The 23172-nt window shown below is 74.4% G+C and carries 3 protein-coding genes (1 of these 3 running past the window's edge); all 3 read left to right on the top strand.

All coding sequences use genetic code 11. The annotated features are described in order from the left end of the window. Nucleotides 1-20: 20 nt before the first annotated feature. Tightly spaced (each overlapping or abutting the next), the 3 genes in view from JIX56_RS00485 to JIX56_RS00475 form a layout consistent with a single transcriptional unit that may run on beyond the window. Nucleotides 21-13142 carry an SDR family NAD(P)-dependent oxidoreductase gene (locus JIX56_RS00485; RefSeq protein ID WP_257536761.1) on the top strand — a complete coding sequence of 4374 codons (13122 nt, stop codon included), beginning with the start codon at nucleotides 21-23 and terminating at the stop codon, nucleotides 13140-13142. Beyond that, nucleotides 13139-17767, top strand: coding sequence for a non-ribosomal peptide synthetase (locus tag JIX56_RS00480; protein ID WP_257536760.1), 4629 nt, complete (start codon nucleotides 13139-13141; stop codon nucleotides 17765-17767). Before JIX56_RS00485 ends, JIX56_RS00480 begins: the two co-directional genes overlap by 4 nt. Further along, nucleotides 17767-23172 carry the 5' end (the start) of an L-histidine N(alpha)-methyltransferase gene (locus JIX56_RS00475; protein ID WP_257536759.1) on the top strand. 13734 nt of this gene lie beyond the right edge of the window, so 5406 of the gene's 19140 nt are visible here — the first part of the coding sequence; it begins with the start codon at nucleotides 17767-17769; its stop codon lies off the right edge, out of view. The genes JIX56_RS00480 and JIX56_RS00475 overlap by 1 nt, the downstream gene beginning before the upstream one ends.

Here is a 23172-nt window from a genome sequence, read left to right as displayed (position 1 = left end):
CGACCACGGGGAGACAACACGTGGACCGTCTGGCTGTTCGCTGCCTTCTTCGGCTGACCGGGGACAACCCGATCGTCGACGATCACCGCGTACACGGGGTGCGCACGCTGCCCGGGGTGACCTTCCTCGACATCGTGTACCGCCTGCTCGGCGAGCGCGGTATCGAGCCGGGCGGCGCCGGGCTCAGCGACGTTCTCTTCGTCGAGCCGCTCACCACCACCGAGGACTTCGACCGGGAGGTCACGGTCCTGCTCGAACCGGACGGCGACCTCACACGTGTCACCGCGACCAGCCGGCGCGTCCACGACGGCGCTCCGGCCGACGACGGGCAGACCACGCACCTACGGGCCATCCTCCGCGTCGGCCTGCCGGCCCTGACCGGATCGCCGAGTCCGGCGGGAGCCGCACCGCCGCGCGACATCGGCGAGGTCTACACGATCGGCAGGTCGGTCGGGATCGAACACCGTGACTTCATGCGCTGTCACGGCACGATGCGGGTAGAGGCCGGCACGGTGCGGGCGCAACTCGCCCTCGGCGCCGAGGCGCGGGCCACGGCGGACGACTTCATGCTGCACCCGGCCCTGCTCGACGGGGCGACCATGCAGGCGTACACGCTGGCGTTCGCCGAGGCCGGAGCCGACGAGCGGCCGCTGATCCCCCTGCACATCGGAGAGTTCCGCGCGGTGCGGCCGCTCGGCGACACGTGCACGGTGGCGATGCGGCTCACCCCGGCGGGCCCGGCCGCCGACATCGTCAAGGCCGACATCGACCTCTACGACGCCTCGGGCGCGCCTGCCGCCCGATTCACCGGCCTGGTCCTCAAGCGGGTCCGCTCCACCGAGGCGATCACCCGGCTCACCGCCTCGGCGACCGCGGCACCCGAGCCCGTGGCCACTCCGACGCCCGCGTCGGGCGCCTCGCTGCGCGCCGAGATCGTCGAGCTGGTCCGGCAGGTCGCGGCCGACCCGGACCTACTGGAGGTGGAGGGTGACCGCGGCTTCTACGACCTCGGTCTGGAGTCGACGGACCTGCTCTCCCTGGTCCGCTCCTTCGAGGAGCGGTGGAACATCACGCTCTACCCGACGCTGCTGTTCGAGTACCCCACCGTCGACGCGGTCACGGACCACCTGGCCGGCCTGATCCCGGACCGGCGGCGCACCGAGGCGCCGCCGTCCGACGACACCCCGGCGACCGCCGCTTGCCTGACCGGCACATGGCAGCCGGCGGCCTGGCCGGACCCGCCGTCGACCGGGTCCCTGCTGGTCATCGGCGACGCCCGGCTGCGGCCGGATCAGATCACCGCCCGGCGCGGCCCGGCTTTCCGGCGGCTGGGGGAGCGGGAGTACGAGCTGCGCCCCGGCGCGCCGGACGATCTGCGAGCCCTGCTGGCCGACCTGCCCGGCGCCCCGGACGCGGTCGTGCACCTCGGCCCGCGGGCCGGCGACGACCTGCCGGAGGGCGTGGAGACCGCGTGCCGGGAGATGCTGGCGCTCGCCCAGGTGCTGCTGGACGCCCCGGTGCCGGTGGTGCACGTCGCCCAGCCGCTGGTCGCCGCGGCGGTGGCCGGAATGGCCCGCACCATCCGCCTTGAGCAGCCGCGCCTGGCCGTGACCGCGGTGGAATGCGCCGGCGACCCCGATCCCCGGGCCGTTCTCTGCGAACTGTCCGGCCACGGCGAGACCTGGGTCCGGCACGACGGCGGCCGACTCGTGCGTCGCTACCGCGACGCGGCGCCCGGCGGCACGCGGCCGCTCCGGCCCGGCGGTGTCTACCTGATCACCGGTGGCGCGGGCGGCCTGGGCCGTGCGCTCGCCGCGTCCTTCACCGCACAGGGCGCCACGGTGGTACTCGCCGGGCGTACCACGCCGAGGGAGTCGCCGAACGCCGAGTTCGTACGCGCCGACGTCACCGTGGCCGCCGACGTCCAGGCCCTGGTCGACGGGATCCTCGCCCGGCACGGCCGCCTCGACGGGGTGGTGCACGCCGCCGGGGTCCTCAGGGACGGCCTGCTGGCCGGGAAGTCACCGGACGACCTGTCGGCGGTCCTGGCGCCCAAGGTGCGCGGCACGCTGCTGCTGCATGACGCGACCCGCCATCTCGGCCTGGACTTCTTCGTCGCCTTCTCGTCGGTGACCGGTGTCGCGGGCAACATCGGACAGGCGGACTACGCCGCAGCGAACGCCTTCGTCGACGCCTGCGCCCGTGAGTACGGATTCACCTCGGTCGCCTGGCCGCTGTGGGCGGACGGGGGCATGCGCACCGACGCGGCGACCGAGGCGGTGTTCCGGCGGCAGGGCCAGGTACCGCTGCCCACCGACGCGGGCCTTGCGATCCTCGACGCGATCCGGGACCACCGGGGCAGCGAGGTCGTCGTACTGCACGGACGACCCGACCACGCCCGCCGGGCTCTGGAGCTGCGCGAGCCGGAGACCAGTTCCGTGGCCACGATCCCGGAACCATCTGTGGCCGCGGTCCGCTACTCCTCCGCGACGACCGTGCGGGAACCCCTCGCGGCACCTGCGGGCGATCCGCAGCCGTCCGGCCGGGACATCGCCGTGATCGGCGTGGCGGGCCGCTATCCGATGGCTCCGGACCTGGACCGGTTCTGGGCGAACCTGCTCGACGGACGCGACTGCGTCACTGAGATCCCGGAACGGCGCTGGCGGCTGGCCGGCTTCTTCGAACCGGAGCGGGCCGCCGGGCGCTCGTACAGCAAATGGGGCGGCTTCCTGGACGGGATCGACGAGTTCGACCCCGCGTTCTTCCGGATCACCCCGCGCGAGGCCGAGGGCATGGACCCGCAGGAACGATTATTCCTCCAGACCGCGTGGCACGCGTTGGAGGACGCCGGCATCCCCCGCGCCGCGGTCGCCGGCCGGCCCGTGGGCGTGTTCGCCGGCGTCATGTTCACCCAGTACCAGATGCTCGGCCTCGGCGCCGAGGAGCAGCTGCCGGTGCTGCCGACGTCGTTCACCTCGTCGGTCGCGAACCGGGTCTCCTACTTCCTCGACGCGCGCGGTCCCAGCCTCGCGCTGGACACCATGTGCTCGTCGTCGCTGACAGCGCTGCACCTGGCCTGCGAGAGCCTGCGCTCCGGAGAGAGCGAGCTGGCGCTGGCCGGCGGCGTGAACCTGATCGTCCACCCGTACAAATATCTGCACCTGAGCCAGGTCGGGTTCGTCTCGACGGACGGGCGGTGCCGGGCCTTCGGCGCCGGTGGCGACGGGTACGTCCCCGGTGAGGGCGTCGGTGTCGTCGTCCTCAAACCCCTGGCAGCCGCCGTGGCGGACGGCGACCGCGTGCTCGCGGTGATCAAAGGCAGCGCGGTCAACCATGGCGGACGCGCCGGCGGCTTCTACGTCCCGAACCCGGCGGCGCAGGCGGACGTGGTCCGGCAGGCGCTGCACCGCGCCGGCGTGGACCCGGCCACGGTGAGCTACCTGGAGGCGCACGGCACCGGCACCGCCCTCGGTGATCCGGTGGAGATCTCCGCGCTCAGCCAGGTCTTCGGAACCGGCGGCACCCGGCTCGGCTCGGTGAAGTCCGGCATCGGGCACCTGGAGTCCGCGGCCGGCATCGCCGGACTGACCAAGGTGCTGCTGCAACTGCGGCACCGCACCCTGGTGCCCTCGCTGCACGCGCGACCGGCGAACGAGGCGATCGACTGGGAGCAGTCCCCGCTCAGCGTCCAGCAGGACGCCGGCCCGTGGCACACCACCGGCGACGTGCCCCGGCGCGCCGGCATCAGCGCGTTCGGCGCCGGGGGCAGCAACGCCCACCTCGTCGTCGAGGAGTACCCGCAACCGGCACCGGGCACCGGAGACGGCCCACAGGTGGTGCTGCTGTCCGCGCGCACCCCGCGGGCCCTGCGCCTGCTCGCCGAGCGCTACGCCGAGCTGCCCGCCGGGGACCAGCTGGCGGACCTGGCCGACGCGGCCGGGCTCGCCGGCGCCGACCGGGACGCCTCCTTCGAGGAGCTGGGCCTGGACGCGGACGATCTGCGCCGGCTGATGCAGGCCGTGGCCGCCCGCAGCGAAGGGCAACCACCCCGGGTGGACGCCCAGTCGAGCCTGTCCGGCCTGGCCGCGGCGCTGGGCGGCACCGTCTCGCTGGCGGACATCGCCCACACCACGCAGGTCGGGCGCGACGCGATGACCGAGCGGCTGGCCGTGGTGGCCGCCGACGTCGAGGAACTCCGCGCGGCGCTGCGGGCCTTCCTGAACGGTGACGAGTCGCGCGTCCACCGGGGACGCGCCACGGAGCCGGTCGACACGCCCGCCTCGGCCGACCCGGACACGCTGGCCGCGGCCTGGGTGAACGGCGCCGCCCCGGACTGGGGCGTGCTGCACCGCGAACGGCGGGCCCGCAAGATCTCCCTGCCCGGCTACCCGTTCGAGCGGGTGCGCTGCTGGGTCGGGACGGGCACCGACGGAACCGGAGCCACCGGCCCGGGCACCGCTGATGCGCCCGGCGTGACCGTGCCGCGCCCCGAGCCAGTGTCCCCGGGCGCCGACGTTCCACGGTGGGAGCCCTGTCCCGCCCCCGAGCCGGTGACACCGGACGGTCCGGTCGTGGTGCTCTACGCACCGGAACGGATGACACTGGCCGCCGAACTGGCCTCCCGGAATCCCGGCGCGCAACTCGTCGAGATCGGTGGCCCGGTGACCGCGGACCCACGGGTGGTCTACCTGCTCACCGGGCCGGCGCCCACGGCCGGATCCGAAGCCGCGCGGGTCGCCGGCGGGGAAGCGGCCGGGGTCCGGGCGCTGGCCGCGTACGCCCGCCGCTGGGCCCGGCTGCCCGAGATCGACTGGATCGTGGTCACCGCGGGGGCGGCCGCCCCGCCTGGACGGCGGCTCACCGACCCGTACGCGGCCGGGGTCCACGGCTTCGCCCGGGTCCTGGAGAACGAACACCGCAGGTGGTCCGTCGCCGTCGTCGACCTCGACCCGGCCCATCTGACCGCGGACCTGCCGGCCCCGGCGCGGCGCGGAACCCGGATCGCCTACACCGGGACGACCGCGCACCGGCAGGTGCTGGGCGAGGCCCCCGCCCCGCACGGCCCCGAGCTGCTGCGCCGGGGCGGCCGCTACCTGATCGTCGGTGGCGGCGGCGGTATCGGCCTGGCCCTGGCCCGCAAGCTGGTCGTGGAGTGGGACGCGGAGGTGGTGCTGGTCGGCCGCCGGGAGCGTCCCGACCTCGCGGCCGAGCACCGGATCCGCTACTTCCGCGCCGACGCCTCCGACGCCGGGCAGCTCGCCGCGGTACTGCAGCAGGTCGGCCAGGTGCACGGGATCATGCACGCGGCGATGGCGCAGCGCTCCCGTCTGGTCCGCGACCTCTCCGACGACGACCTCGCGGAAAGCCTGGCGGCCAAGTCCGGTGTCGCCGCCGCTCTGGTGGACACGATCGGCGCATCGGAACTCGACTTCCTGCTCTTCTTCTCCTCCGCCCAGTCCTTCCTCGGCGAGCCCGGCCTGGGCAACTACGCGGCCGGATCAACCTTCCTGGACGCCTACGCGCACACCCTCGACGAACGCCTGCCATACCCGGTCCGGACCGTCGACTGGGGCTTCTGGGGCACGGTCGGCTCAGTCGCCACCGAGACGCACCGCGCCGAACTGACCGCCGCCGGATTCCACTCCATCGCCCCCGACACCGGCTTCACCGCGCTGACCGAGGCGCTGCGCCGGCCGGCTCCGCAGCTCCTTGTGGTGCCCGGCACCGCCGCACTGCGGGAGCGGATGACCCCCAGCGAAGGGACGACACCGGCCGTGACACCTGCCGACGGGCTGTTGACCAGCGCCGACCTGCGGGTCATCGACGACTTCCACGCCGTCGACCAGAAAATGACCGCCCTCGCCCGCAGTGCACTGCTGGCCGTGCTGCACGAGATGGGCGCCTGGGACGGACCCGACCCGGATGCGGCTGAGGTCGCCCGCCGGGTGGGTGTCACCCCCCGCTACGACCGCCTGCTGTACACCCTGCTGACCATGCTCGCCGATGACGGCGTGCTCACCGTCCACCAGAACCGGTTCCGGCCGGATCGGGCCGCGCTGACCGAGGCCCTCGCTGGTGGGCACGCCGAGCGCCTCGGCGAACTGGCCGCGGCCAATCCGGCGTCCGCGGTCTTCGTCGAGCTGCTGCGCCGCTGCCTCGACCGCTACCCGATGCTGCTCCGCGGCGAGTTGCTCGCCACCGACCTGCTGTTCCCCGCCTCGGGCACCTCCGCGATGGAGCGGATCTACCGGGACAACCCGATCAGCGACCTGTACAACGACGTGCTCACCGCAGGGCTGCTGGAGCACGTCAGCCGCCGCCGGGAGCAGCTGCGCCCCGGCGAGCGGATCCGGATCGTCGAGGTCGGCTCGGGCACCGGCGGCACCACCGCCGGTCTGCTGCGCGCCCTCGCTCCCCACGGCGAGCACCTGGAGTACTGGTACACGGACCTGTCGGCGGCGTTCCTGGCTCACGGCCGCCGAGAGTTCGGCGCGCGGTACCCCTTCGTGCGGTTCAAGCGCCTGGACCTCGACACCGACCCGGTCGCCCAGGGCTTCCCCGCGGACGCCTTCGACCTCGCCGTCGGCGCGAACGTCCTGCACGCCACCTCGGACGTGAGCCGCGCCGTGCGGCACCTGCGCACCATGCTGCGCACCGGCGGGCACCTGCTGCTCAACGAGCTGACCACGGTCACCCTGGCCGCCACCGTCACGTACGGACTGTTCGACGGCTGGTGGGCACACACTGACACACACCTGCGGCTGCCCGGATCACCGCTGCTGAACGTGGCCGGCTGGAACGCGGTGCTGACCGGCGTCGGCTACGACAGCTTCCGGGCCCTGCCCACGGACGGCGAGACCAGCCGCAACTTCCAGCACGTCGTCGTGGCCGCCGCCGAACCGGCACCGGCACCCGGGCGGGTCACGGCGCAGCAGGCCCTGGCACACGACGGCGCCTCGTTCACCGCCGAGCTGCTGGCACTGACCTCAGAGGCCTCCGGCATCCCCGTCGAGGATCTCGACCTGGACACCGAGATCGGCGACTACGGGTTCGACTCGGTCAGCTACAGCCTGCTCGCCGGGCGGCTCAACGACACCTTCGGTTTCGACGTGACGCCCACCCTGTTCTACGAGACCGCCACCCTGCGCGCACTGGCTGCCCGGCTCGACCGGGACTACGGCGCCACCGTGCGGGAACGGTATGCGCAGGCCGTACCGGAGACGGCGGAAGCCGAGGCGCCGCCGCACCCTGCGCCGCGGGCATCAACCGACGACCCGATCGCGGTGATCGGGATGGCCGCGCGGCTGCCCGGCAGCCGCGACCTGGACGACTTCTGGAACCACCTGGTTGCCGGGGACGACCTGGTCACCGATGTGCCCGCGGACCGGTGGGACTGGCGATCCCTGCCCGCCGACGTACCTGCTCGGCGCGGCGGCTTCATCAGCGACGCCGACATGTTCGATCCGCTGTTCTTCGGGATCTCGCCGCAGGAAGCCGCCGGCATGGACCCCCAGCAGCGGCTGCTGTTGGAGGGCGTGTGGACCGCGCTGGAGGACGCCGGACTGCCGCCCGGCACGCTCGCCGGTCGGTCGGTCGGGCTGTTCGTCGGCGCGGGATCCAGCGACTACGACGAGATCCGGCGCCGCTCGGACGTGCCCGTCGACGCGCACGCGGCCACCGCGACCGCGCACTCCATCCTGGTCAACCGGGTGTCCTATCTGCTGGATCTGCGCGGGCCGAGCGAGCCGGTCAACACCGGCTGCTCCAGCTCCCTGGTCGCGATCCACCGCGCCGCCGCGGCGATCCGCTCCGGGGAGTGCGACATCGCGGTCGCCGGAGGCATCAACCTGATCCTGTCGCCGCACAACCACTTGCTGCTCAGCCGCACCGGCATGCTCAGCCCGTCCGGCCGGTGCCAGGCGTTCGACGCCCGCGCGGACGGGTTCGTCCGGGGAGAAGGGCTGGGCCTGGTCGTGCTGACCCGGGCCGGCGCGGCGGGTCGGCACCGCGTTCGGGGGCTGCTGCGCGGCTCCGCGGTCAACCACGGCGGCCGGGCCCGTTCACTGACCGCGCCCAACCCCTCCGGGCAGGCCGCGATGATCGTGCGCGCCTACACGGAGGCTGGCGTCGACCCGGCCACCGTGGGATACCTGGAGTCCCACGGGACCGGCACCGAGTTGGGCGATCCGGTCGAGATCAACGGGTTGCGGCTGGCCTTCGACGAGCTGGCGCGCCGTCACGGCGGGCTGCCCGGCGAGCCGTTCTGCGGGCTGGGCGCGGTCAAGGCGAACATCGGGCACCTGGAGTCCGCCGCCGGCATCGCCGGGCTGCTCAAGGTCCTGCTGGCGATGCGCCACGGCATCCTGCCGCCGGTGGCCGGACTCGGGGAGCCGAACCCGCACCTGCGGCTGGAGGGCAGCCCGTTCCAGCTGATCCGGCAGGCGACACCCTGGCATCGCCCGCCGGGCGGCGGCAGGCGCCGCGCCGGGGTCAGCTCCTTCGGCTACGGCGGGGTGAACGCCCACGTCGTGGTGGAGGAGCCGGAGGAGCCGGCGGTCCCGGCGGTGTCGGCGGGTCCGCTGGTGTTCCCGCTCTCGGCCCGGACCCCCGAGGCTTTGCGCCGCTACGCGACCGCCTTGCGTGCCGCCGTGGACTCGGACGTCGAACTGGTGGACGTGGCCCACACACTGCAGCACGGCCGGGACGCGATGACCGAGCGGCTGGCGGTGACCGCCGCCGACCGGCCGACGCTCGTCGCGGCCCTCGGCGCGGCGATCGACGGCACCGGCCACCCCGCGCTGGCCCGCCCCGATGGCGTCACACCGGCCGACCGGTGGGTGGCCGGAGCCGAGGCCGTCTGGCCGGACACCGGCGGCACGCTGATCCCGCTGCCCACCTACCCGTTCGAGCGACGCCGGTGCTGGATCGGCGCGCGGCCGGAGGAGCCTGGCGCACCCGGTGAGCCCGTGGGCGCCTACGCGCCGCGCTGGCAGCGCATCGCGGACGTGGGCACCCGCCCGCCGGCCGACGGACCGGTCTGGCTGCTCGGCGGCGGCGACTACCCGGCGAGCGACGTGCACCGGGTCACCTCCACATCGCTGGAGTCGCTGCCCACGCCCGCCGTCGTGCACGCGGTCGTCACCGGCGGCGAGCCCGCGGTCCGGGAGCTGTTCCGGGTGATCCGGCATCTGCAGACCCGGCCGGCCGGCGCGGGCGAGCTCACGCTGACCGTGGTCACCCGCGCCGCCGCGGCGGTGGACGGGCCGATCACCGACCCGGTCGCGGCGGCGGCGCACGGACTGGTGAAGTCGGCCCGCCGGGAGTGCGAGAGGTGGCGGATCAGCGCGATCGACGTCGGCCCCGGCGACGCCACCGCCGTCGCCGCCGCCACGCCGGGCGACTATGCGCTGCGCGCGGGCCGCTGGTACCAGCGGGTGCTCCGGCCGCTCGACGACACCGGTACCCGGCCGGTGTTCCGCGGCGGCGGAACGTACGCGCTGGTCGGCGGCGCCGGGGACGTCGGCCTGGACCTGGCCGAGCACCTGGTCCGGGAACACCGCGCAAGGGTGGTGCTGATCGGCCGGGCCCGCCCGGAGGGCGCCCGGGCCGCCCGGATCGCCGCGTTCGACCCGACCGGCACGTCCGTGGAGTTCCACCAGGCGGACGCTCGCGACGCGGAACGGATGCGGGCGGTGTTCGACCGGGTCGGCGTGATCCACGGAGTGGTGAACGCGGCAACGGTGGCGCGGGACCGGTCACTGGCGGCGCTGGACGAGGACTGGTTCGCCGAGGGGCTGACCGCGAAGACCGGCACCACGCTGGCGGTCGCCGAGGCGATCGAGGGTCGCGACCTGGACTTCTTCGCGATCTTTTCCTCGCTGCAGTCGTTCCTGGGCAATCCGGGCCAGGCCGCGTACGCCGCCGCCTGCACGGCCCAGGACGCGATCGGGCAGGCACTCGCCGCCCGGCTGCCCTTCCCGGTCCGCGTCCTGAACTGGGGGCCGTGGTCGGGCTCGGCGCTCACCGAGCGCCACCGGGGCCGGCTGGCCGCGGCCGGTCTTCATCCGCTCCCGCCCCGCACGGGCATCGAGGCACTGGCCGGCGTGCTCGGCCGAGAGGAGGTTCAGGTGGTGGTCGTGTCGGGTACCGAGCAGGCGCTGGCCGGAATCGGCGTGCGGACGCCCGGCCCGGAGCCGGCTCCGCCGGCTGTCACGCCGGCCATTCCGCAGCCCGTTGCGCCGGGCTCCGAACCGTGGCGTGCGGCGGTGGCCGCCGATCTGCTGGCTCTGGTGCGCGGCGTGGCCGGGCTGAGGGGGGACGAGCTGGCCGAGGGCGACCAGCTCAGCCGGTTCGGCTTCGACTCCATCATGTACACCAAGCTCAGCCACCAGGTGAATGTGCGCTGGGACCTGGACGCGACCCCGGCGGCGTTCTTCGGGGTGGCCACCGCCGGCGAGCTGGTGGCGAAGATCATCGAGGAGTACGGGGAAGAGCTGGCCCGCCACTACCTTCCTGCGGCACCCACCACTCCGGTCGCCGCTCCGGCTTCGGCTTCCGGACTCCTCCCGTCTTCCGCGCCCGTCCCGTCCTCCGGGCTCCTCCCTGCCTCCGGGCCCGTCCCGTCCTCCGGGCCCGTCCCGTCTTCCGGGCTCCTCCCTGCCTCCGGGCCCGTCCCGTCTTCCGGGCCGGTCGCGGGCACCGGAGCCGCCGGGGTGGCGGAGCCCGCCCGTGTGGACGGCGTTGCCATCGTCGGCATGGCCGGTCTGCTGCCCGGCTCGGACGACCTGGACGAGTTCTGGGCCCACCTGGCCGCCGGCGACGACCTGGTCACCGAGATCCCCGCGGACCGCTGGGACTGGCGGCGCATCCACGGCGACCCCGAGCCGGGGGAATTCCGCACCACCGCCCGCTGGGGCGGGTTCTTGCGCCGAGTGGACCTGTTCGACGCGGACTTCTTCGGCATCTCGCCCACCGAGGCGGTCGCGATGGACCCGCAACACCGGCTGGTGCTCGAAGCGACCTGGACGGCCATCGAGGACGCCGGTATCCGGCCCTCCGACCTGGCCGGCACCGACACCGGCGTCTTCGTCGGCAGCAGCACCTACGACTACTTCGAGCTCCAGCACGCGCTGGGGGTGCCGCTCGACGGGTACAACACCGTCGGCCGGGCGCACGCCATCCTGTCCAACCGGGTGTCGTACCTGCTGGACCTGCACGGCCCGTCCGAGACGATCGACACCGCCTGCTCGTCGTCGCTGGTCGCCGTGCACCATGCGGTGGAGGCGATCCAGCGGGGGGAGTGCACGGTCGCGCTGGCCGGCGGCGTCAACGTGATCGCGTCGCCGACGCTGTTCGTCGACATGAGCCAGGCCGACATGCTCAGCCCGGACGGCCGCTGCCGCGCCTTCGACGCCCGCGCCAACGGCATCGCCCGCGCCGAGGGAGTGGGTGTCGTGGTGCTCAAGCGGCTGAGCGCGGCCCTCGCGGACGGAGACGTCATCCACGGCGTACTGCGCGGCAGCGCGATCAACCACGGTGGGCGCAGCAACTCGCTCACCGCGCCGAACCCGGCCGCCCAGGCCGCCTGCATCGTGGCGGCGCACCACCGCGCCGGGACCGACCCGCGCACGGTGACCTATGTGGAGACCCACGGGACCGGCACCGAGTTGGGCGATCCGGTCGAGATCGAAGGCCTCAAGACCGCCTTCCGGCGGCTGTACGCCGATCACGGTACCGACGGCACCGGGCACCGGGTCGCGCTCGGCGCGGTGAAGAGCAACACCGGTCACCTGGAGGCGGCCGCTGGCGTGACCGGTCTGATCAAGGTGCTGCTCGCCATGCGGCACCGCGAGCTGCCCGGCAATCCCCACCTGGAGACGCTCAACCCGTACCTGCGTCTCGACGGCAGCCCGCTGCACGTGCTGCGCGACCGTGAGCCGTGGCGGCGCGTCACCGGCCCGGACGGCACCGAGGCGCCCCTGCGTGCCGGGCTGAGCTCGTTCGGGCTCGGCGGTGTCAACGCGCACCTTGTGCTGGAGGAGTTCCGCACCCGGCCGAGCGCCGGTCGTACCGGGCCGTACCTGTTCGTGCTGTCCGCCCGCGACGCCGAACGGCTGCGTGGCAACGCCGAGAACCTGGTCCGCTGGGCGCGGGACGCCGACGAGGTGGACCCGGCCGCCCTGGCCTACACGCTGCAGACCGGCCGGGAGGTCTTCGCCGAGCGGCTCGCCGTGGTCGCGGACGACCTCGCCGGGCTGGTGAAACGCCTGGAGGAGTGGCTGGCCGGTGTGACCGCCGACGGCGTCAGCGCGGGCGACGGGCAAGGGACCGGCACGGCGCTGCTGCTGGACGGCCCCGAGGGACGCCAGTACCTGCGCACCGTGGTGGCGGCCGGCAAGCTCGACAAGATCGCCAGGCTGTGGGTGGACGGCGTTGCGATCGACTGGGCCGAGCTGTGGTCGGGGGAACCGATCCGCCGGGTTCCGGCGCCGACCTCCGCCTTCGCCCGGCAGAGCTACTGGATCACCCCCGGGCCACGATTCGACCAGGCTCAGGCCGCCGCGGCCGGGCTTGCCGGAATCGATCAGGATCAGGCCACCGACACATGGCCCGAGCCCGCGGCGGGCGTACCGGCACCTCCGTCCGAGCAGGCATCCCCGTCTGTGCCGGCACCCCCGTTCGAGCCGGTGCCGACACCGGCCGGAACGGATACCGAAGGTGACCCGGAGGCAGCTGTGCGCGACCACGTCCGCACCCTGCTCGCCGCGCACCTGGGCATGGCACCGGACCGTCTGCCACCCGACCGGGTGCTCTCCGACGTCGGTGTGGACTCGCTGGGCCTGCGCCGCCTCAGCCGCCGCCTCGGCGCCGCCTACGGCGTAGACATACCCGCCCGCATGTTCGGCGTCGGGCAGACCGTGCGCGCTCTGGCCCGGGCCGTGCACGACACGTACGGCCCGCTGCCCGCGGCCGCCGTGCCCGAGCCGACACCCACCCCGGCCGCCGTGCCCGAGCCGACACCCACGTCGGCCCCCACCCCGGCCGCCACCAACGGAGTCGGCGCCCTGCTGGCCGGGCTGCGCGACGGATCGGTCACGGTCGACGACGCGCTGGCCGAGCTGCGGCAGGGGGGTGTCCGATGAGCCCGGCACTGCGCGACGTCCTCGCCGCGGTCGCCTCCGGTGAGCTGCCGGACGAGATCGCCGAGTCGCTGCTGCGCGGCCTGACCGCTCCGGCGCCGGAGCCGGGGCCGTACCCGCTCAGCCGCGGCCAGGCGGCGCTCTGGGCGATTCACGCGAGCCGGCCCGGCACCACCTCCTACAACCTGCCGCTGGGGCTGTGGCTGGGCGACGGGATCGACCCGGACGTGCTCACCCGGGCCCTGATCGCCGTCGTGGAGCGGCAGCCGGGTCTGCGGATCGCCGTCCGACTGGACGGGACCACGCCGGTGCAGGAGATCACCGAGCGACCCGCCGAGGTGGTCCGGCTCGACCTCGGGCATGTCACCGACGGGGAGTTCGCCGCGCGCATCCGGCGCCTGGTGCACACCCCGTTCGACCTGGAGCACGACCCCCTGCACCGGATGTGGCTGATCGCGGCGCCCGGTGGCCGGACACTGCTGCTCCTGGTGTTCCACCACATGATCACCGACGGGATCTCCAGCCACCTGCTGCTGCGCGACATCGTGGCCTGCCACGACGCACTGGCCGGTCGAGGCGTTCTGCCGCCGGTCGAGCCGGCCACCTCGTACCGTGAGTTCGTCCGTCGCCAGCAGGAACTGCTCGACGGGCCGGAGGCCGAGAAGCACCGCCGCTGGTGGCTCGACCGGCTGGCCGGTGCCTCCAGCGGTCCGGTCCTCGACGCGATCACCGATCGGCACCGGGTCGAGCCGCCCACCGCCGACACCGGCGCGATGGTCCAGTTCCGGCTGCCGGAGGCGACCTGGGCGGCCCTCCGCCAGGTCGCCGGAGCGGCCGGACTGACCCCGTTCAGCGTGCTGCTGGGTTCCTTCGCCGCACTGCTGCACCGGCACTCCGGCCACCGCGACATCAGCGTCATGGTGCCGACCGACGGCCGGATCTCCGAGCGGTTCGACCGCACCGTGGGGTACCTGATCAATCCGGTGGTGGTACGGGTCGACTGCGACCCGCAGCGTAGCCTCGCCGAGCTGATGACCGCCGTGCACGACCACATGGCGCAGGCCGAGGAGCACAGCTCCTACCCGTTCGCCGCCGTGGTCGGTGACCTGCGCCGCGCCGGCGGCGCCGCGGTCTCCTTCGACATCGGCTTCTACCTGCAACAGGGCGTCGGCGGCGACCAGGACATGGCCGCCGGGCAGACCGTCTTCCAGGACGCCCTCGAACTGACCCAGGAGGGTGAGAACCCGCTGGTCGTCGAGGTGGTGGTGCGCGGGTCGGAGGCGTTGGTCTACCTCAAGTACGACCGTGACCTGTTCGACCCGGCCACGGCCGAGCGGCTGGCCGAGCACTACCGGCTGCTACTGGAATCCGTGGCCGCCGATCCGCGCCGGCCGATCGGCGATCTGCCCCTCATCACCGCGGCGGAACGTGCCCTCGTCGACCGGGCCAACGACACCCGTGCCGCCCGGCCGCGCGACGTGACCGCGGCCGGCCTGGTGCTGGCCCGCGCGGCGTCGGCCCCGGAGCGCGTCGCGGTGGTGGACGCCGACGGTGCCATCAGCTACGGCGAACTGGCCCGGCGGGTGCACGCACTGGCGCGTACCCTCGGCGAATCCGGCGTGGGCCGCGGCGACCTGGTCGGTGTGCTGTCCGGCCGGCGAGCCGCCATGATCGTGGCGATGCTGGCGGCGCACACCGCAGGCGCGGCCTACGTAACGCTCGACCCGGGCTTCCCGGCCGCCCGCCTCGCGCACATCTGCACCGACGCCGGTCTCGCCGCGGTCCTCGTCGACCCGGCGTACGCCGACCGCCTGCCGGCCGGGACACCCGGCGCCCGCATCCCGCTCGGTGACCCGGGCGACGCCGCCCCGGGCTCGCCGGTCGCCTGCCACGACGACGATCTCGCTTACGTGCTCTACACCTCCGGATCCACCGGCCGGCCCAAGGGCGTCGAGGTCACCCACGGCAACCTGGTCAACTTCCTCACCGCGATGGCGAACCGGCCCGGGTGCGCCGCCGACGACGTGCTGCTGGCCGTCACCACGGCCGGGTTCGACATCGCCGGCCTGGAACTGCTGCTGCCGCTCACCCAGGGTGCGACCGTCCACATCGCGCCGGCCGAGGTCACCCGAGACGGCTTCGCGCTCGCCGGCCTGCTCGACAGCAGCGGCGCGACCATAGTGCAGGCCACACCGGCCACCTGGCAGATGCTGCTCGCCGCCGGCTGGAGCGGACGGGTACCCCGGCTGCTCTGCGGCGGGGAGGCGCTGAGCGCCGAGCTGGCGGCCGACCTGCTCGACCGCTCCGGCGAGTTGTGGAACATGTACGGACCGACCGAGACCACGATCTGGTCCTCGGCGCTGCGGGTACGCCGCGACCGGCCGATCACGGTCGGCACGCCGATCGCGAACACGACGTTCCACCTCGCGGGCCCGGACGGCGGCCCGGTCCCGTTCGGCGCCACCGGGGAACTGCTGATCGGCGGTGACGGCGTCGCCCGCGGCTACCGCGGCCGCCCCGAACTGAACGCCGAGCGTTTCGTCGAGCAGGACGGGCAGCGGCGCTACCGCACCGGAGATCTGGCCCGGTGGACCGAGACCGGCGAGCTGCTGCTGCTCGGTCGCGCCGACCGGCAGATCAAGCTGCGCGGGCACCGGATCGAGCTCGGCGAGATCGAGGCGGCGATCCGGCGTACCGGGGCGACCGGCGAGGCGCGGGTGGTCCTGCGCGAAGAGCGGCCCGGGCATCCGCGCCTGGTCGCCTTCGTCGTCGCCGAGCCCGCGCCGGCCGCGACGATCGCCGGGCGGATCGAGGAGTGGCTTCCGGCGTACATGATCCCGTCCCGGACGGTGCCGATGACCGGCCTGCCGATGACCCCGAACGCCAAGGTCGACGCGGTCCGGCTCGCCACCGCCTCCCTGGACGAACTGATCCGTGAGTTCGGCCACGCCGAGAGGCCGCGGGAGCCCCGGCCGAGCGACAGCGGCCGGTTGCTGGCCACCCTGCGGGAGCTGACCGCAGGTGTCGCCGGGGTGGCGCCGCAGGACATCCCGGTGGACCGGCCGCTCGGCGAGGCGGGCTTCGACTCGGTCGGTTTCACCCGGCTCGCGATGGCGGTCCGCACCCGCTTCGGCGTACCGATCAGCCCCACGCTCTTCTACGCGCACCCCGCGCTCAGCTCACTCGCGGCGCACATCGGCGCCAGCAGCCCGGACACCTTCACCGAGACCGAAGCCGAGACCGAAGCCGAGCCCGAAGCCGAGACCGAAGCCGAGCCCGAGCGGGCCCGGGCGGCGGCCACCGTCCGGGCCTCCGGGCCCGCCGTACCTCCTGAGGACCTCGGCTACCCGCCCGTGGCGATCATCGGCGTCGGCGGCCGGCTGCCGGCCTCCGGGTCGCTGCACGAGTTCTGGACCCACCTCGCCGAGGGGCGCGACCTCACCGCGCCGTACCCGCTGGAGCGCGGCTTCTCCGCCCGGGTGTTCCCGGAACGCTTCCGCGGCTCGTTCGTGCGCGACGTCGACGCCTTCGACGCGGGGCGGTTCCGGATCTCGCCGCGCGAGGCGGCCCAGATGGATCCGCAGCACCGGCTCCTGCTGCACGCCGCGGACGAGGCCCTGCTCGACGCCGGGCTCGTGCCCGCGGCACTGGCAGGCAGCCGTACCGGGGTGTTCGTCGGTCTCAGCGGCGCCGACTACCTGGGCCTGTTGGGCCCGGGCTCGCCGGAGATGGGCGATCACTTCCTGATCGGCAACGTCGCCTCGATCGCGGCCAACCGCATCTCCTACGTGTACGACCTGCACGGCCCCAGCGCGGTCTACGACACGGCCTGCTCCAGCTCCCTGGTGGCCATCCACCGCGCGGCCCGCGCCCTGCACATCGGCGACTGCGAACTCGCCCTGGCCGGCGGCGCGAACCTGCTGCTGTCCCCGCACGGCTTCACCGGCCTGCGCCGCGCCGGAATGCTCAGCCCCGACGGGCGGTGCAAGACCTTCGACGAGCGCGCCGACGGCTACGGCCGGGGCGAGGGCGTGGTCCTGCTGGCGCTCAAACTGCTGGAGCGCGCGATCGCCGAAGGCGACCCGGTGCACGGCGTCCTGATCGGCTCGGCCGAGAACCACGGCGGCCACACCCACTCGCTGACCGTGCCCAACCCGCAGGCCCAGCGCGACGTCCTGCTCGCGGCGCACCGGGCGGCGGCGGTGCCGCCCGACACCATCGGCTACATCGAGGCGCACGGCACCGGGACGCCACTCGGCGACCCGATCGAGGTGGACGCGCTGCGGGAGGCGTTCGGGCAGCTCTACCGCGACTGGGGGCTGCATGTCGTGGCGGGACGCACCGGGCTCGGCTCGGTCAAGTCCAACATCGGCCATCTGGAGGCCGCCGCCGGCGTCGCCGGAGTGGTGAAGGTGCTGCTGAGCATGCGGCACCGCCTGATGCCCGGCCTGGCCGGCCTGGGCACCCCCAACCCGATGATCGACCTGGCCGGCAGCCCGTTCCGGCTCCAGGCCGAGGCACAGCCGTGGGAGCCGCCGGACGGCATGCCGGCACGCGCCGGCGTCAGCTCCTTCGGCATGGGTGGCAGCAACGTACACGTCGTCGTGGCGGAAGCGGAGAAGCACTGATGGGTAACAGCACCGAGGACAGCGCCGCCCGGCTGATCGTCCTGTCGGCCGGCGGCCGCGACCAGCTCGACCGGTACCGGGCCGAGCTGGTCACCTGGCTGCAGGCGCACCCGGAGGCGCCGCTCGACCGGATCGAGAGCACCCTGCGCACCGGCCGCGAGGAACTGGCCGAACGCCTCGCCGTGGTCGTGACCAGCGTCGCCGAGCTGACCGAGCGGCTGCGCGACGGCACCGGGGTGGTCACCGGCACCGCCGGGCCTGCCACCGGCGACCCCGTCCAGGCCTCCGATCTCCACGAGACCGCCCGGCTCTGGGTCGCGGGCACCCCGGTCCGCCGGCCGGAGCAGCCCGGTCGGCGTCCGGCCCGGCTGTCGCTGCCGCAGCCGCCGCCGGTGACCCGCCGGTACTGGATCAAACCGCCCGCCGCCCTCACCGCCGAGCCGGCCGAGCGGCTGCTCACCGGCGACGAGTTCTTCCTGCGTGACCACGCGCTGGGGCAGGTGCGCATCCTGCCGGCCGTCGCGGCCCTGGAGTTCGCCGTCGCCGCCGCCGCCCGCGCCGGGCACGGTCGCGCCACCGGCGTCGAGAACGTCCTCTGGGCCCGGCCGGTGCTGTTCACCGGCGAACCAGTCCGGGTACAACTGCGCTTCGCGCCCGTCGCCGACGGTGTCGCCTACGAGCTGCGGCGAGTCGACGGCACCCCGGACGGCGAGCTGTGTTCCACCGGAACCCTGCGTTTCGGCGCCGCCGCACCGGCCCCGTCCCTCGACCTGGCCGCGATACGCGCCCGCCTGCCCCGGACCGCCTCCGCCGACGACTGCTACGCGGTCTTCGCCGAGCTCGGCGGCGGGTACGGACCGAGCCTGCGCGGGCTGCGATCCATGCGGTCCGTGCAGGGCGAGGCACTGGCCGAGATCGCCGTCCCCGACGCCGCGGACCTGCCGTTCGACGACTTCACCCTGCACCCATCCCTACTGGACGCCATGCTGCAGGCGGCGCTCTGGACCGCCGCCGACCCGTCCGCGCCCCGGCCCCGCGAACTGCCCTTCTCCATCGACCGGGTGGAGATCCTAGGGCCGCTGCCGGAACACGGGTACGCCCATGCCGTCGCCACCGCGACCGGCCACGACATCGCACTCGCCGACGCCGAGGGCCGCATCGCCGTCCGTCTGCACGGCGTGGTCACCCGCGCCGTCAGGGATCCGGCCGACGCGGTGGACACCCACCTGCTGGCGCAGCGCTGGCAGGACGCCCCCGCTCGCCGCGGCGCCCTCGCCGCCGACCGCACGGTGATCCTGGGGAGCGGTGAGGACGAGCCCTTACCGGATTCCGGCCCGCTCGTGGTGGTCCGCCTCGGCGACGACGACCCGCTGCCCGGCCTGCTCCGGCTCTTCCGGACCTGGGCCGCGCAGCCGAACCGGCAGCCCATCCGGGTGCTGCACGTGTTCCGCCCGTCCGGTGCGGCCGCCGACGCCCGCCTGCTGGCTCTGGACGGCATGGCGCGCAGCATCGCCAACGAGCACCCGGACTTCCGCGCCGCGGTGATCACCACCGATGGCGCCGACCTGCGGGCGGTCGCGGACGCCGAGGCCGCGGCGGACCACGAGTTCCGGGTCCGGTACACCGCCGCCGGCCGGCAGGTGACCCGATGGGAGCCGATCGCCCCCGCCCCCGCACCGGCGCCGCTGACGCCTGCCGGGACGGTGCTGGTCACCGGCGGCGCCGGCGCGGTCGGCCGACACCTCGTCAGCCACCTGGGCCCGTCGGCCCGGTATGTGCTCACCGGCCGCTCCGCCGACGCCGACCTGACCGCCCTGCGCGCCGCCGGGCTCGACGTTCACTACCTGCCCTGCGACTTGGGCGCGCCCGGCGCGGCCGAGCGGCTGGTCGAGCGCATCCACCAGAAGTTCGGCCCGTTGCGCGGGGTGCTGCACCTGGCCGGGGTCACCCGTGACTCGTTCCTGCTGCGCAAGACCCACGAGGACATCGCCGCGGTGCTGGGGCCGAAGGTCGACGGCACCCTCGCACTGGACCGGGCCACGGCCGCGGACCCGCTCGACTTCTTCGTCTGCTTCTCCTCGATGTCCGGCGCGGGCAGCCCGGGCCAGGCCGACTACGCGTACGCGAATCGTTTCCTCGACGCGTTCGCGGCCTGGCGTCGCGGCAGCGACCGGCCCGGCCGCAGCCTCAGCGTGCTGTGGTCGCTGTGGGCCGACGGCGGCATCCGGATGGACGCCGACGACACCACCCAGGCCCGCATCGCCCGCCGCGCCGGGCTCCGGCCGCTGCCGACCGCGGACGCCCTGCGCGCGTGGGACCGGGCGCTGGGCCACGACGGCGATCACGTGCTCGTGGCACACGGCGAGCTGGATCCCATCCGCGGCCTGCTCGACGCACCGGCGCCGGTTCCGGCACCGGCGCCCACGGCCGCCACCGGGCCGGACACCGCGGCCGCCGAGGACTTCCTGCGCGGCGTGCTGGCCGAGGTCCTCGAGTACCCGCCGGAGGACATCGAGGCGGACACCGCATTCGAGCAGTACGGCATCGACTCGCTGTTGATCATGGAGCTGACCCGGCGGCTCGAGGACCACTTCGGATCACTGCCGAAGACCCTCTTCTTCGAATACCAGGAACTGCGCGGGCTCGCCGGCTGGTTCGCCGAGCAGCACGGCGGCCGCCTCGCCGAACTCACACAGGCACCAGCACCAGCACCGGCACCGGTCGTCCCGCCGGTCGCGCCGACCGTGGCGGCCGTATCGGAAGCCGCCCCGAGCGGCGACCGTCCCACGCCGCCCTCCGCGGACGTCCCGGAGCCCATCGCGATCATCGGCGTCGCGGCCCGGTTCGCCGAGTCCGACACCCTCGACGAGTTCTGGGCCAACCTGCGAGCCGGCCGTGACCTGATCACCGAGATTCCGGCGGACCGCTGGGACTGGCGCGACTACGACGAGGCCACCCCGGCGGACCGCGCCGCAGCGTACAGCCGGTGGGGCAGTTTTCTGCGCGGCATCGACCGGTTCGACCCGCTCTTCTTCGGCATCTCCCCGCGAGAGGCGGAGATCATCGACCCGCAGGAGCGGCTGTTCCTGCAGACCGCCTGGCACGCCATGGAGGACGCCGGGCTCACCCGGGCCGACCTGCGCGCCCGCCGCGTCGGTGTGTACGCCGGCGCCATGTACGGCCTCTACCAGCTCCACGAGGCCGCCGACGGCCGTATCGGCGCCTCGTCGCACGCGTCCATCGCCAACCGGGTCTCGTACACCCTGGGCGTGACCGGCCCCAGCCTGGGCGTGGACACCATGTGCTCCTCGTCGTTGACGGCCATCCACCTCGCCGTGCGTGACCTGCGCTGCGGTGAGGCCGAAATGGCCCTCGCCGGGGGCGTCAACCTGCACGTCCACCCGTACAAGTACCGATTCCTCGGCCAGGGCAGCTTCACCTCCAGCGACGGCCGTTGCCGCAGCTTCGGCGCGGACGGCGACGGCTACGTGCCCGGCGAGGGCGTCGGCGCGGTGCTGCTCAAGCCCCTGTCGGCCGCCGTCCGCGACGGCGACCACATCCACGGCGTCATCCTGGGCAGCTCCGTCAACCACGGCGGCAAGACCAATGGCTTCACCGTGCCCAACCCGGTCGCCCAGAGCGACCTCGTCGAGCGGGCACTGGCCGAGGCCGGGTCCGCCGCCGCCACACTCGGATACCTCGAGGCTCACGGCACTGGCACCGCACTCGGCGACCCGGTGGAGATCCGGGCCCTGGCCCGCGCGCTGGGCGCCTCAGGCCTGCCCCGGGGCAGCCTGCCGATCGGCTCGGTGAAGTCCAACATCGGCCACCTCGAGTCGGCCTCCGGCATGGCCGGGCTCTGCAAGGTGCTCCTGCAGATGCGGCACGGGGAACTGGTGCCGTCGCTGCACGCCGACCCGGTCAACCCGAACATCGACTTCGACTCCACGTCGCTGCGGGTACAGACCGAGGTGGCCCCGTGGCCGCGCCGGGACGGCCTGCCGCGCCGAGCCGGGATCAGCTCGTTCGGCGCGGGCGGAGCCAACGCCCACCTGGTCGTCGAGGAGTACGTTCCCGGGCCGGCGCCGGCCGCCGCACCGGGCCCCTGGCTCTTCCCGCTCTCCGCCCGCACCCCGGAGAGCCTGCGCGCGCTGGCCGAGCGGCTGGCCGACGCCGTGGAGAACGGCCTCGCCGACCGGCTCGCCGACGTGGCATACACGCTGCAGCACGGCCGCGAGGCCTGGGCCGACCGCATGGTGGTGCTCGCCGCCACGGCGGACCAGCTGGCCGATCGGCTGCGCGCGGGCACCGGAACCGGCGTCTGGACGGGCAGCGTCCGCGGCCGTGGTGCCTCCCGTGCCGCCGCGCCGGCCACCACGGACCCGGTCGGCCTGGCTGCCGCCTGGACCGTCGGCGCGACCGTCGCCTGGCCCGGCACGGGGCGACGGCTGCCCCTGCCCGGCTACCCGTTCGAGGAGCTGCGCTGCTGGCTCACCGAGCAGATCTGGGCGCCGCCGCCGGCGGCCGGCCCGGCCACGCATCCGCTGCTGGACGAGATCGAGCCGGCCGACAGCGTGGACGGCCTGACCTACCGCACCGCCTTCGCCCCCGAGCACCCGCTGATTGACGGGCACCGCGTCGGCGACCTGCGCCTGCTTCCCGCCGCAGCGGTCCTGGAGATGGCCCGGGCCGCCGCCGCGCACGCCGGGTACCCGGTGCCGGTCCGGCTGCGCGACGTCCGGTGGCTGCGTCCGCTCGTGGTCACCGAGGCCACGGCCTCCGCCCGGACCCGGCTGCGCCGCGACGGCGCCGGCCTGGCCTTCACGCTGCTCGGCGACACCGGCGACCGGCTGGCCGAGGGCGTTGCCGAGGCGTTGGCCGACGATGTGCCGGAGCCCGTACCGGTCGAGCTGATCCTGGCCGCCCTGCCGCACCGGCACGACGGCGCGGACCTCTACGCCGACCTGGCCGGAGCAGGCCTGGTCTACGGCCCGGCACTGCGCGCCGTCGAGTGGATCGCCTCCGGCGCCGACGAGGCGCTGGCAAGTCTGCGCGTGCCCGCCGAAGCCGCCCGGTTCGCCGGCTGCGCCCTGCCACCCGCGCTGATCGACGGTGCCCTGCACACCTTCGCGGTGCTGCGCGACCGCGCCGGCGGCCCGCCGATGGTGCCGTTCGCGCTCGCCGCCGCCGAGGTGTTCGGGCCGCTGCCCGAGCAGGTGTACGCCCATGTGCGTGCCGTCGGCCCGGACCGGTACGACCTGACCCTGACCGACCTGGCCGGCAACGTTCACGTCCGGCTGCGCGACCTGTCCCTGCGCCCGGCTCCCGCACCGCGGACGTCCGGCACCGGGCCTGCTGTGACCACCGGGCCTGCAGTGACCGCCGGCCCCGCCGTGACCGAGGGA

Source organism: Streptomyces sp. CA-210063, assembly GCF_024612015.1.
Taxonomy (GTDB): domain Bacteria; phylum Actinomycetota; class Actinomycetes; order Streptomycetales; family Streptomycetaceae; genus Streptomyces.
This window is presented reverse-complemented; position numbering and strand designations above follow the sequence as displayed.

Excerpts from the sequence above, each read along its gene's own strand:
- JIX56_RS00480 (WP_257536760.1), top strand. The coding sequence starts at position 13,139 with ATGAGCCCGGCACTGCGCGACGTCCTCGCCGCGGTCGCCTCCGGTGAG.